Here is a 13561-nt window from a genome sequence, read left to right as displayed (position 1 = left end):
AAAAAATAAAACTCTTTCATTAAATTTTTATGTTTAAACGTCTGATTTTTTTATTGTTGAGCGTGTGGGTGGTTTCCGGAGCAATGGCACAACAGCAGATTAGGATCCAATGTACCAATCAATACGAAACACCGCTTTCAACAATAACTGTAGCGATTGCAGGCCAAACCAATGAATACAAAACTGATAAATCGGGTATTACCACAATTACTGTAATGCCGGCCGATTCATTGACCATTACCAGCGCGCACCATGAACCGCTTACGGTTGCCACCGCTTCCCTGAAAGATAATGATGTTATTACCCTGAATAAGAAATTCACCTGGAAAGACCTGCTGAACCCAATGTTCTACATTGTATATGGCGGTTTCTTCCTGTTGCTGTTCATCGTATTTGCTGAAACGGGTTTGTTCGTAGGTTTCTTTTTACCGGGCGACAGCCTGCTGTTTGTTGCCGGTATTTACAGCACGGCACTGATAGATGACCTGTTTAAAAAATTCGGGATTGCCGGAATACGCTATGAATGGCTCGATCTGTTCATCCTCATCGCCCTGATCTCTGTGGCCGGTATCCTCGGTAATGCCATAGGCTATTGGTTTGGAAGAAAAATTGGTCCAACCATGTTCCACTGGCGCGACCGTTTTCTGTTCAAGAAGAAGTATTTGTATGATGCCCATGAATTTTATGAGAAGCATGGCGGCGGCGCTATCATCATGGCGCGTTTCTTACCCATTGTGCGCACCTTTGCGCCAATTGTAGCCGGTATTGTGGCGATGGATAGAAAGAAGTTTTCATTCTTTAACATGGTGGGTTGTATTGCGTGGGTGTTCAGCATGATCATTGCCGGGCATTTCTTACAAAAATGGATCTTTACCCAATTCGATTTTGACCTGAAGAAACACCTCGAAGTAATAGTATTGGGCATTGTTATAGTAACTACCGCCCCCGTATTGATAAAACTGTTTTCCGGTAAAAAGAAAGAAAAGGTTTCACCACCTCCAACTAACTAACGAATGCAATTGAAACAAGCTTCTGTTTTTAGCCTTGCAGTTATTGTAGCTGCATTGGGCTACTTCGTTGATATTTACGACCTGTTGCTTTTTACAATAGTTCGGGAACCCAGCATCGCAGCATTGGGCGGCACCGATAAAACCATGGTGGCCATCAGCACCAAGATCATCAACTGGCAGATGATCGGCCTCTTGCTGGGTGGAATTATCTGGGGCATCATGGGCGATAAAAAAGGCAGGTTGAGTGTGCTGTTCGGATCGATCCTCCTGTATTCGGTAGCTAATTTTTTAACCGGCTATGTGAATACGGTAGATCAATATGCATGGGCCCGTTTTGCAGCGGGGATAGGTTTGGCTGGTGAACTGGGCGCTGGTATAACACTGGTAAGTGAATTAATGCCAAAAGAAAAGCGAGGATTGGGTACTTCACTGGTGGCGGGTATCGGTTTATTCGGGGCAGTGTTTGCCTATTACACCTTTGAATTCAGCCAGGACTGGCGCTTGTGTTATAAAATTGGTGGCTGCCTGGGTGTGGTGCTGCTGGTGTTGCGGATAAGCGTTGCAGAAAGCGGCATGTTTAACCAGCTGAAAACGCAAAAGGTGCAACGGGGAAATTTCTTCATGTTCTTTACCAATGCTACCCGTTTCAGAAAATACATCCTGGCTATATTAATAGGGTTGCCTACCTGGTTTGTAATAGGCGTGATGGTGAATTTGAGCAACCGGTTTGCCACAGCCCTGTATGGTAACAACAATATAGATAGCGGCAAGGCCATTATGTTTGCCTATGCAGCCATTGCCATCGGTGATATCGTCATCGGTTTCATCAGTCAGTATTTCAAAAGCCGAAAGAAAGCGCTGTATTTGTTTTATGGCCTCACTATTATAATGGGTGTTTGTTTCTTCAGCTCATTGAACAGCAGCGATACCGCCATGTACCTCATCTGCACACTGCTGGGCTTCAGTACCGGGTTCTGGGCAATATTTGTTACAATGGGGGCAGAACAGTTCGGCACCAACTTGCGTGCTACCGCTGCCACCACCATTCCCAATATGGTGCGGGGTTCGTTGCCGTTGATTAATTTGATGTTTAAAGACCTGTTTAATGATTCCTGGAAATGGGGCATCGTGAAGAGCGGGATCGTTACTGGTATCATTGTAATGATCATCACCCTGATAGCAGCTTATTTTTCAGAAGAAACTTTTCATAAAGACCTTAATTACGTAGAAGAGTAGTGTGTTCGGACTATAGAAAAATATGAAAATTCTTATTATCAGATTTAGTTCCATTGGGGATATTGTTTTAACAACACCTGTTATCCGTTGCCTGAAAAAGCAGTTGCCGGAAGCGGAGATCCATTATCTTACCAAAGCCAGCTTTCGGGCAGTGCTGGAAGCCAATCCGTATATTGATAAACTGCATTACCTGCAAGATGACCTGGATGCTGTGATTGCCTCCCTGCAGCAGGAGAATTTTGATTATGTGATTGACCTGCATCACAACCTGCGTACCATGCGGGTTAAAAAAGCATTGGGTAAAAAAGCATTTTCTTTCAATAAGCTTAACATTCAGAAGTTCGTATTCACCACAATTAAACTCAATTTTCTTCCCGATGTACATATTGTAGACCGTTACCTGGAAACGGTGCAGTCGCTGGGGGTGAAGAACGATGGCCGTGGACTGGATTATTTTATTCCGGAAACAGATAAAGTAAAAGAAAGTGATATTCCCGCCGGGCACCTGGCCGGTTATATCGGTGTGGTGATCGGCGCCGCGCATAATACCAAAAAGCTACCTGTTCATAAGCTGAAGGAATTGTGCAACGCTATTGAACATCCTATTATTTTATTAGGAGGTAAAGAAGACCGTGATCAGGGCGAACAAATTGCCGGCATTGACCGGCATAAGATCTACAATTCATGCGGCAAGTTCAACATCAATGAATCAGCCGACCTGGTACGCCGCGCCAAATTGATCATTACGCACGACACCGGGTTAATGCATATTGCTTCTGCTTTTAAAAGGCCTGTAATTTCTATCTGGGGAAATACCGTGCCTGAATTTGGCATGTACCCGTATTACGGTAAGCTATCACCGCAATTACCGAAAGACAAACTGCCTTATGATATTATGGAGGTGCGGCCATTGTACTGCCGGCCCTGTTCTAAAATAGGGTACAATAAATGTCCGCTCGGGCATTTTAAGTGTATGGAGAAGATCTCTATAGCTGAGATTGTTAATAAGGTGAATCAGCGGTTAAGTAAGTAGTTCTTTAGTAATATGCAATTGGTAAAGTATAAAAAACGGCCCGGCCAATATTGACCGAACCGCTTTAGTGATTAATGGTAAGGACTAACTAACGTATAAAAATTTTCTGCACAATATCTCTTTGTCTGTCTTGTCCTAACACGCGCACAAAACAAATGCCTTCTGCAGAAGCGTTCAATGGAATGTCAATTCTTCCTGTTCGGCCATTCAACATCTGGGCTTGTAATATTTGTCCCTGGCTGTTTACGATCTGCAACATTTTGAATGAATCATTCAGGTACACGCTCACCATGCCGGCATTGACAACAGTAGGGAATACATAATTCTGTGTGGGGCTGGTGGCCGCCAGGGATAACATTTGTGAATAATGGTACCGCCCGTTTTTATCTGTTATGCGAATGCGATAGAACATCCGGTCGCGTGCATTTACCGGGTAATGCCTGAACTCATAGGCTTTCCCGTTAAGGTAGTTGCCGGCAGCAACTACGCCCACCTGTTGAAAATTAATTCCGTCTGAACTGTATTCTATTTCATACAATTTAAGATTATCGGGTTCCCAGGTGGTGCGCCACCGTAATACGATACCGTCATTGCTGGGCGTAATATACAGCTCATTAAGGGCTACCGCTTCGGGAAGCCGAGTGTTATTATTGTTAGTTTCATACACATACCTGGTTTTTTGGCGGGGATCTGCGTAAGATACATTGGGTATTATCTTCCCCACATTATTGGGAATGTATTCGGCTTTAGAGTGATCAATGGTAGACTGGGCCGAGGCAAGGTTCGTACCTGTTATATATAACAGGGCTGTAATGCAAGCTGTTCTAAAACTACGGTAGTAAATATTTTTCATACTATACTTTTTGAAGTACAATAATGGGTTGAAGAAATTGCAGGCGGAATGGAGGGTATATGAATATGCATCAAATTCAATGCCGGGGGAGGTTGAAGTAGGGGAGCTGGTTGTTAACGAATAGCTATTGAGTCGGAAAGTTGCAGAGGTAGGAAGTGGATGGTTGATTTTTTGATTTCGCGATTTTGAGATTTGGGGATTACGGTAAATATGAACAAATCTCGAAATCCAAAAATCTCTAAATCAGAAATAAAATGAAATAGGAAGTAAGATCGTAGTTTTTCATACATCTTACTTCCTACAACTTAGGGATACTATAATGTCTTCAGCACGTCGTTCATATTTCTAACGGCGTCGGCGCTTTTGTTAAACAGGGCTTGTTCTTCGGCATTCAAACCAAAGTCAAGGATCTTTTCCCAGCCGTTCTTTCCGATGGTAACCGGAACACCAAGACAAATGTCTTTTTGACCGTATTCGCCATTCAGTGAAACGCAGCAGGTAAATAATTTTTTCTGATCACGCACGATGCTTTCAACCAGGGCTGCTCCGGCTGCTCCGGGTGCATACCAGGCGCTGGTACCGATCAGTTTGGTCAAAGTAGCACCGCCCACCATGGTATCGGCCACTATTTGTTTTTGTTTTTCTTCGCTTAGGTATTGAGTAACAGGCACACTGTTCCAGGTTGCCAGGCGAATCAAAGGGATCATGGTGGTATCGCCGTGTCCACCTACTACCACTGCATTTAGGTCGGCAGGGCTGCAACCCAGGTGCTGGCTCAATTGATATTTAAAGCGGGCGCTATCGAGCGTACCACCCATACCAATGATCCTGTTTTTGGGCAAACCGGTAGCGGTTAACGCCAGGTAGGTCATGGTATCCATCGGGTTACTGATAACAATAATGATGGCATTGGGCGAATACTTCAGAATATTCTCACAAACAGTTCTTACGATACCGGCATTGGTGCCGATCAGTTCTTCACGCGTCATGCCCGGTTTGCGGGGTAAACCTGATGTAATTACTACTACGTCGCTGCCGGCTGTTTTGCTGTAATCATTGGTACTACCGGTGATGCGGGTATCAAAGCCCAATAAAGCGGCGGTTTGCATCATATCCTGGGCCTTACCTTCGGCCAGGCCTTCTTTGATATCCAACAATACCAGTTCTTCAGCCAGTTCGGCCCGGGCGATATTATCAGCGCAGGTAGCACCCACTGCACCGGCGCCTACAACAGTTACTTTCATCAGAAAAAATTTAAGGTGTTGAGCTAATTTTTGCGCAAAAATAGGGCGCGAAGAAAGAATATTGATTTTTTTATTTATTGTTTGCCTAATTGATTGTTCTAATGCTTGATTGTTGACTTCGGTTTTCAGACTGCTGAATATTGTCGGAATTCCTGAATTTCAGAGACTATAACCAATAAACAAATTAGCCATCAAGCCATCTACTTAGCTTTCTCAAAAGCTGTCAGCATTTTATCAATTTTCACATTGCCCTCGAAAGTAGTGATCAGGTTGCCGCTTTTATCGTATAAAGCCTGGTAGGGCAGGTTTTGGATCTTGAAAAAGGGCGGCAGGAAGAATCGGGTGTCCCGCCCCAATTTTATATTAGGATAATCTGCAATCTTCTGCTTCTTATAAAAATCAACCATTTCTTCAAAAGGCTGATAGGTGACCATAACGATCTGGTATTTTTTCAGGTCGTTCATCCGCTTCTGCATATCGGCCCACTGGTGTTTGCAATGGTCGCAATCCGGACTAAAATACATGATGAGCGTAGGCTGGTGCTTCAGTTTTTCTTTCGAAAATGTGGTGCTGTCGACCTGTAAAATAGTAAATGGCGGAACCGTGGGGAACCGTTTATAGGCCGGACTGTCGGGTGGTAATGTTTGTGCCGATGCCAGTTTTACAACAAATGCCAGGGTAAAAAGGAATAGCCAGTTTTTCATCTGATAATAATTATTTGTGTCGTTTGGCCAGGTGGGCTTTTCATCCCCTGCCAGCCTTGCGGGTAGTTTGGAATGGTGCTAAATATTTGCCCAAAAAACTGTTCAAAGCTAAGCCCGCTTAAAAAATTTAATTGTTCAAAAATAACAGTAAATGAACAGGATAGATAGTCATCTGGTTCATTTAACAAAAAAGATTTGGCAATATTTACGAATTATTCGTAGGTTTACGAAAACTTCGTAGATGGAAAAGTTAACCGCACAGGAAGAGCAGGCCATGCAGGTGATCTGGAAAACGGGGGAGGGTAACATAAAGCTGTTTTTGGAAAATATGGATTCGCCTCATCAGCCACCGTATACCACCCTGGCCTCTACCGTTAAGAACCTTGAAAAAAAGGGGCTATTGGAAAGCCGGCTGGTGGGCAACACCTATATGTATAAACCGGCTATAACGGAGGAAGACTACAAAAAGCATTTCATGAACGGCGTGGTAAAAGATTATTTTGATAACTCGTACAAAGAGCTGGTGAATTTTTTCGTAGAGCAGAAGAAGTTAAGTCCGGGCGAGTTGAAAGATATTATTGAGATGATTGAGAAGGGAGGAAGCAAGAAAAAATAGATTTCGGGATTTCGGGATTTTGAGATTTTTCGGAAAATTCAAACCCAGGGAAATCACCAAATCTCTAAATCTCAAAATCAAAAATTGGTTCAAAGTATCCCAAACGAAACATTATGCTACAATATATCCTTAAACTAACGATCAGCCTCTCCATAGTCTATCTTTTCTACCAGCTCTTCCTGCGCCGGCTTACCTTTTATAACTGGAACCGCTGGTACCTGCTGATATACTCTATGGTATGCTTTATAATTCCGTTTGTAAATGTATTTACCATAATAGTGAAACAACCTGCACTACGGGAATCGGCTTTCATCAATTACATACCTGCCATTACGCAAATGACGCAGCCGGCGGAAAATGAACTTACAATAGACTGGATGCTGGTAACAATAATAATTATCATTACGGGCATGTTGCTGATGATAGTGCGCCTGCTCATTCAATATTATTCATTGTTCAAAATGCGGTCAAAGGCAGTATTATTATACGATGATAAAGTAAAACTGTATCATATTGATGAACCGGTTATACCCTTTTCATTTGGCCGGGGCATTTATGTAAACCAGCACCAGCACAGCGAACAGGAATTAAAAGAGATCATTCGCCACGAGTTCATTCACGTAAAGCAACGGCATTCGCTTGATATAATCTGGAGTGAACTGTTGTGCATATTGAACTGGTATAACCCATTTGCCTGGTTGCTGCGCCATGATATTCGGCAGAACCTGGAGTTTATTGCAGATCAGCAGGTACTGCAAACAGGGTTGGACCGCAAACAATACCAATACCTGTTATTGAAAGTTACAGGAGTCAATTCATTTAGTATAGCCGCCAATTTTAATTTCTCATCCTTAAAAAGAAGAATAGCCATGATGAACAAAACAAAAAGTGCCCGCGTGCACCTTATCCGATTCTTATTTATGCTGCCTTTGCTGGTAGTTGTATTGTTAGCATTTCGCAACACAACACAAGGGCATAAACCGGTCACTTTGCAAGCAGCAGTAACCGATACTTTGCCAAAAGCGCCTAAAGAACCGCCAGGATGGAAAGAGATCAACACGATCGATGTTACCGATAAAGGCAAGGTCACCATCCGGTTAAAGAATGGAAAGACTGAAAAGTACGACCTCACCAAGCCGAAAGAAAAAGAAGTATTTGAGCAGAAGTATGGTCCATTGCCTGAACCGCCAGCACCTCCCGCAGTACCTTCTATTGATGACAGGGAGGTACTGGAAGGACCAGAAGCGCCCGAAGCTCCGGAGTTGCCGGAAATAAAGGAAAGACCGGAAGCCCCTGAAAAACCAGAAAAAGTTGAAATGCCAGAAGCGCCAGAAGCGCCAGAGGCGCCTGAAAAGGCAGAAAGACCAGAAATGCCTTTGCCGCCTGCTGCTCCTTTACAGGATTGCTATAACGAAAAGGGATATTGCATCACTGTTGCCGACAATAACGGCGAGTGTGTGGTAATTGTAAAAAACAGGAATAAAAAAATTGTAGAAGCGGTTGCATTAACAGATTGGGACAAAAACAAACAGTATGAGGCCAAATATGGAAAAATGCCACCTCCGCCGCCGCCTGTAAAAAAGGTATGGGGTCGTCCAAAACCGGTAGCGGTTGTTGAGGGAAAGCCGGTTACCATAGCTAAGGCAGAACCGTTAAAAGAGGTTGTTGTGATCGGCCATAATGTAGATGCCAACACCGTCATGAAAACTGCTACCTCAAATAATGTGAAACCGGCAACCGTGATGATTGTAACCGGTAAGAAGATGGATGCAGAAACGGCGGTCAGTGCAAAACCTGTAATAAGAGCAAAAATGGCGGTCAGTGTAAAACCTGTAATAAGTGCAAAAACGGCGCTCAGAGCCAACCCAGTTATCTTGATTAATTCAGTAGACGAGGTGATTGTAATGGGTAAGAAGTCAGATGCCAAACCGGTGGTAAGTGCAAAAACAACTACCGCAGGTAAGGCGAAACCGCAAACCGTGATTGTAACCGGTTATAGAACTATAAAATTGGTAGAAAAGGCGAAACCGGCCCCTAAAGCAGTCGAGCCCCAAAAACAGGACCCCACGCAGCCTGCCCAGGACCAATAAACAGGATGCCTTACTTTTTAATTCGTTCCCCGGAAACCGTATTCCCCAATATTTTGCAGAAACTGCCCATTTTGCCACCTGACAATTTTGCTATAATTTTGCTGCCACTTTTTAGAATTGTACTTGTTTTTTGACTTTTGAAATTTTAATAATTTATGGCAAATACCTCAGATATCAGCCGTGGCATGATCATTAAACTGGATGGAAGTTTATATACAGTGGTTGAATTTGGTGAAAATAAAACTGCCCGGGCTGCTGCCAAGGTATGGGCAAAATTGAAAGGCGTTGACAATAGCCGCAGTATTGAAAAGACCTGGAACAGCGGCGATACCATTCACCCGGTGCGCGTTGAACGCAAAACATACCAGTTCTTATACAAAGACGATACTGGCTACAATTTCATGGATAATGAAACCTTTGAACAGATCGCTCTTGCTGAAACCCTGGTAGATGCACCGCAGTTCCTGAAAGAAGCACAAGAGGTATCTGTACTCATCAATACCGAAACCGAACAACCGATGAGTGTAGAATTGCCCGATAAAATTGTGTTGAAAGTAACCTATAGCGAGCCAGGTGTAAAAGGTGATACGGCAACCCGTACCTTAAAACCTGCCACCGTTGAAACCGGCGCTACCGTGAACGTACCGCTGTTTGTTAACGAAGGCGAACTGATTCGTATAAATACGAAGACTGGCGAATATGTAGAAAGAGTAAAAGAATAATATATTTACTTAAGTAATATCAGGACAATGGAACAAATATCCATTGTCCTCTTTTTTTGATAAATACCCAACTCCATTTTAAAAAAACGGTTTTGGATATATTTAGTGTGTAATCCTTATCTTAGCCGCCTGTTCTACAGGACTTAAACGACAACTTAAAATTTTTAACAGATGGATTTTAAACAAATTCAGGAGTTGATCAAAATGATCAACAAATCTAATATTGGGGAAGTGACGATAGAAGAAAAGGGATTTAAATTAACCATCAAGCAAAAAGAAGAACCGGCTCAAAATGTCATTGCAGCTCCTGTACATACTCCTATGATGACTGCTATGCCACAGCAAACTGCAGTTGCTCAAACTGCGGCGCATGTAACTGCTCCTGCTGCCGATAAAACAAAAACTGCCGATGCAGTTGCCGATAATTTGATAACCATTAAGAGCCCGATGATCGGTACTTTTTATCGCAGTTCCGCACCCGGTAAACCTGCGTTTGTAGAAATAGGCGATGATGTTACAGCTGGTAAAGTAGTTTGCATTATCGAAGCCATGAAACTCTTTAATGAAATTGAAAGCGAAGTAAAAGGACGTATTGTAAAAGTGTTGGTAGAAGATGCTTCGCCGGTAGAATACGACCAACCTTTGTTTCTGGTAGAACCAGCTTAATTTGAAAATTTGAAAATGTGGCAATTTGAAAATGAACAGCAAGTTCATTTCTGTCACCCGGTTATTTTCAAATTTTCAAATTGAAAAATTTTCAAATTAAATTCAATGTTCAAAAAAATATTAATTGCCAATCGTGGAGAAATTGCCCTTCGGGTGATACGCACCTGTAAGGAAATGGGCATCAAAACGATTGCTGTTTATTCTACAGCCGATAAAGACAGCCTGCACGTTCGGTTTGCCGATGAAGCTGTTTGTATAGGAAAGGCTGCAAGCTCCGATTCGTACCTCAACATTCCGCACATTATGGCTGCGGCAGAGATCACCAATGCCGATGGTATTCACCCCGGGTACGGATTTATGGCCGAAAACGCCCGTTTTGCGGAGATCTGCGGCGAGCATAATATAAAATTCATTGGGCCCACGCCCGACCAGATCCGGTCTATGGGTGATAAAATGACTGCTAAAGAAACCATGATCAAAGCCGGCGTGCCCGTGGTGCCCGGTGGCGAAGGGTTGCTGGAAAGTCTGGAAGAAGCCAAAAGCCTGGCAAAAGAAGTGGGTTATCCCATCATTCTGAAAGCAACGGCCGGTGGTGGTGGTAAAGGGATGCGTGTAGTGTGGCAGGAGGAAGAAATGGAAAAAGCCTATAACACCGCCAAAGCTGAAGCAGGCGCCTCGTTCAAGAACGACGGCATTTACATGGAAAAATTTGTGGAAGAACCACGCCACATTGAAATACAGGTAGCCGGCGACCGCTACGGAAAAGTTTGTCACCTCAGCGAAAGAGATTGCTCAATACAACGCCGTCACCAGAAACTGGTAGAAGAATCACCTTCTCCCTTCATGACGCCCGAACTGCGTAAACGCATGGGTGAGGCCGCTATAAAAGCCGCTTCCGCCATCGGTTACGAAAGCGTGGGCACCATCGAGTTCCTGGTTGACAAACACCGCAATTTCTACTTCATGGAAATGAATACCCGGATCCAGGTAGAACATTGCGTAACAGAAGAAGTAACCAACTTCGATCTCATTAAAGAACAAATTAAAATAGCAGGTGGCGAACCCATCAGTGGATTGAACTACGAGCCGCAGTTACATGCTATTGAGTGCCGTATCAATGCCGAAGATCCGTATAACGATTTCCGTCCGAGCCCGGGCAAGATCACTACGCTGCATCAACCCGGCGGGCACGGTATCCGTATCGATTCGCATGTGTATGCCGGCTATGTAATTCCGCCATACTACGATTCAATGATCGCCAAGATCATTGCCGTAGCACGCACCCGCGAGGAAGCTATTAATACAATGAGCCGTGCGTTGAGTGAGTATGTGATAGAAGGGGTTAAAACAACCATTCCTTTCCATCAGCAACTGATGCGCAACGAAGATTTTATAAAGGGTAATTTCAACACCAAGTTCCTCGATACATTCAAGATGGTGTAGGTTATTTATTTTACAAGTTGATATGTTGAAAAGTTACAAGGCATTTCAACATATCAACCTGTTAACTTGTCAACTCCCCCAACTCATCTCTTCTTTATTATACTGTCGCATTTCAATCCATCCCGTTTGCTCCGCCAGTTAAGCAATATAGCCTTTTGCTTCTCCGTCAAGATCTCATTCAGGGCTTTCTGGTTCAAATAATATTGCATTCGCTCGCGGCGTATCAATTCGGCGAGCCTTCTTTTTTGTTCTAACGTCAATTGCAGCTCACTCATTCGTTGCCGCATTTCCTGGTTGTTTACCAGGCGTTGCTGTGCCGTAGCCGTTGTTCCCATCCCTATCAGCATCACCAGCAATAAAAGTTGCACCCATTTCATGACTATATGATTTAAGCGTGTCACGGTTCCAAACCGTGGAACGCTTGTTTAGACCCACCAGCCAATGAGGGGTTTAACTATGGGTACAACTCATAGTCATGAAATCCTGCATACGACAGTTATTTAAATATAAACGCACCGAAAGGAACGATTAACCGGCCAATTGACTGGTTAAAGCGTCCAGCCTGGGTTCTACCCCATAAAACGAGGCCAGCTTGCGAATTACGCTTTCTACCACCGCATCGGGGCAGGAAGCGCCGCTGGTGATTAAAATGCGGGCCGGGTTGCGGGTGGGCAGGTAACCAACCGAAATGTTTTCTTCTTTTGTATGAAAATTATAATGGAGTATATCTTTTGCCGAAAGTAGTTTATCGGCAGAATTGATAAAGTACGTGGGCAATTGCCCTTCACACAACTCTGCCAGGTGCGTGGTGTTGCTTGAATTATAACCGCCTACCACAATGGCAATGTCAGCCGGAGTTTGCAACATACCGGTAACCGCCGTTTGGTTATCGTTGGTAGCATAACAAAGCGTGTCGCGGGTATCGGCAAAACGGCTTTCAATGTTCTCCTGCGTTAAACCATAATGTTGCTGAATGGTTTGCTTCAGATACTCGGCTATCGCCTGCGTGTCGGTAGCCAGTTGGGTAGTTTGGTTCACCACGCCAATGCGTTGCAGGTGTTGTGCGGCGTTGAAACCGGTTGAGAACCGGCCGGCAAACTCGGTATAAAATTGATCAGCCGGTTTTTCACCGGTAATATATTTCGCCAGGTTTTTTGCTTCTTCCATGTCGTTCACAATGACCGAAGGCGCATTGTTAGCGGCATGTGAAAAGGTAGCCCTGGTTTCTTCGTGTTTCGGTTTACCATGAATTACAATGGTGTATCCCTTTTGCGCAATCTGCTCGCTGCGGTTCCATACTTTTTCTACAAAAGGGCAGGTGGTGTTGTATTTTTCAACCGGAATACCCAACCCATTCAGTTTGCTTTCAATTTCAAGCGTTGTACCAAATGCCGGAATGATCACCACATCATCGGCAGTTAATTCTTCGAATGGAATGAGTTGATGCCCATAATTATCCTGCAGGAATTGTACGCCGCGGCTTTGCAGATCGGCATTCACCTGCGGGTTGTGGATCATTTCGCTCAATAAAAATATGCGCTTGCCGGGATTCGATTCTATAGTGCGGAAAGAGATCTCAATGGCATTTTCTACCCCATAACAAAAACCAAAATGGCGGGCCAGGTAAATGTGCAACGGGTCAAGCGAAAGCAGGGTAGGGGTAAAATCCTTCTTCATCTTGTCCTGCTGTTTGCGGCTGTTTTTAATGGCCGTGATCAGCGGGCTACGGTAGGTAATAGGTACATTAAATGTTTTCATGCCAGGGCGAAGTTACGGAAGTTGATTGTTTGATGGTTGAATGGCTGAATTGTTTAACGGTTTAATGGCTAATGGCTTGATTGTTATAAGGTTTACTGGGAATGGGAGTTCCCTGCAATTGTGAACATAACCATCAAACAATCAAACCATCGAACAATGACGTATTTTTGATTAAACCAACCAGGA

The 13561-nt window shown here is 43.8% G+C and carries 13 protein-coding genes; 8 read left to right on the top strand and 5 right to left on the bottom strand.

Going from position 1 to position 13561, the window contains the following annotated elements:
- The first annotated feature begins 29 nt into the window (after positions 1-29).
- The 3 genes from FAM09_RS01135 to FAM09_RS01125 are packed head-to-tail and all read left to right on the top strand — an operon-like array spanning position 30 to position 3279.
- A complete protein-coding gene (locus FAM09_RS01135) occupies positions 30-1010 on the top strand; it encodes a DedA family protein (protein ID WP_208025463.1) in 981 nt (326 codons plus the stop codon).
- Positions 1011-1013: 3 nt separating this feature from the next.
- Positions 1014-2246, top strand: coding sequence for an MFS transporter (locus tag FAM09_RS01130; protein ID WP_136575239.1), 1233 nt, complete (start codon positions 1014-1016; stop codon positions 2244-2246).
- 22 nt (positions 2247-2268) lie between these two features.
- Positions 2269-3279, top strand: a complete 1011-nt coding sequence (locus tag FAM09_RS01125) for a glycosyltransferase family 9 protein (protein WP_136575238.1) — start codon at positions 2269-2271, stop codon at positions 3277-3279.
- 88 nt (positions 3280-3367) lie between these two features.
- Here FAM09_RS01125 and FAM09_RS01120 read toward each other — a convergent pair whose 3' ends face one another.
- From FAM09_RS01120 to FAM09_RS01110, 3 genes are all read right to left on the bottom strand, one after another.
- Positions 3368-4132 carry a discoidin domain-containing protein gene (locus tag FAM09_RS01120; protein WP_136575237.1) on the bottom strand — a complete coding sequence of 255 codons (765 nt, stop codon included), beginning with the start codon at positions 4130-4132 and terminating at the stop codon, positions 3368-3370.
- A gap of 314 nt (positions 4133-4446) precedes the next feature.
- A complete protein-coding gene (mdh, locus tag FAM09_RS01115) occupies positions 4447-5376 on the bottom strand; it encodes a malate dehydrogenase (RefSeq protein WP_136575236.1) in 930 nt (309 codons plus the stop codon).
- A gap of 200 nt (positions 5377-5576) precedes the next feature.
- Entirely contained in the window at positions 5577-6080 is a 504-nt protein-coding gene (locus tag FAM09_RS01110) for a TlpA family protein disulfide reductase (RefSeq protein WP_136575235.1), read from the bottom strand.
- Positions 6081-6321: 241 nt separating this feature from the next.
- Here FAM09_RS01110 and FAM09_RS01105 point away from each other — a divergent pair, with 241 nt between their 5' ends.
- From FAM09_RS01105 to accC, 5 genes are all read left to right on the top strand, one after another.
- Entirely contained in the window at positions 6322-6696 is a 375-nt protein-coding gene (locus FAM09_RS01105) for a BlaI/MecI/CopY family transcriptional regulator (RefSeq protein ID WP_136575234.1), read from the top strand.
- 113 nt (positions 6697-6809) lie between these two features.
- Positions 6810-8786, top strand: coding sequence for a M56 family metallopeptidase (locus FAM09_RS01100; protein WP_136575233.1), 1977 nt, complete (start codon positions 6810-6812; stop codon positions 8784-8786).
- 155 nt (positions 8787-8941) lie between these two features.
- Positions 8942-9508, top strand: a complete 567-nt coding sequence (gene efp / locus FAM09_RS01095; RefSeq protein ID WP_136575232.1) for an elongation factor P — start codon at positions 8942-8944, stop codon at positions 9506-9508.
- 171 nt (positions 9509-9679) lie between these two features.
- A complete protein-coding gene (accB, locus tag FAM09_RS01090) occupies positions 9680-10174 on the top strand; it encodes an acetyl-CoA carboxylase biotin carboxyl carrier protein (protein WP_136575231.1) in 495 nt (164 codons plus the stop codon).
- Positions 10175-10279: 105 nt separating this feature from the next.
- A complete protein-coding gene (accC, locus tag FAM09_RS01085; RefSeq protein ID WP_136575230.1) occupies positions 10280-11617 on the top strand; it encodes an acetyl-CoA carboxylase biotin carboxylase subunit in 1338 nt (445 codons plus the stop codon).
- An 83-nt stretch (positions 11618-11700) separates the two neighbouring features.
- On the opposite strand, the gene FAM09_RS01080 is transcribed toward accC, so the two are convergent.
- Together FAM09_RS01080 and FAM09_RS01075 are read right to left on the bottom strand one after the other, a co-directional pair.
- Positions 11701-11994 carry a hypothetical protein gene (locus FAM09_RS01080; RefSeq protein WP_136575229.1) on the bottom strand — a complete coding sequence of 98 codons (294 nt, stop codon included), beginning with the start codon at positions 11992-11994 and terminating at the stop codon, positions 11701-11703.
- A gap of 151 nt (positions 11995-12145) precedes the next feature.
- Entirely contained in the window at positions 12146-13375 is a 1230-nt protein-coding gene (locus FAM09_RS01075; RefSeq protein ID WP_136575228.1) for a 4-hydroxy-3-methylbut-2-enyl diphosphate reductase, read from the bottom strand.
- Positions 13376-13561 lie beyond the last annotated feature (186 nt).

This window comes from Niastella caeni (assembly GCF_004834005.1).
Lineage (GTDB): Bacteria > Bacteroidota > Bacteroidia > Chitinophagales > Chitinophagaceae > Niastella > Niastella caeni.
Note: the sequence above shows the minus strand (reverse complement) of the source record. Positions and strands in the feature narration are given on the sequence as shown.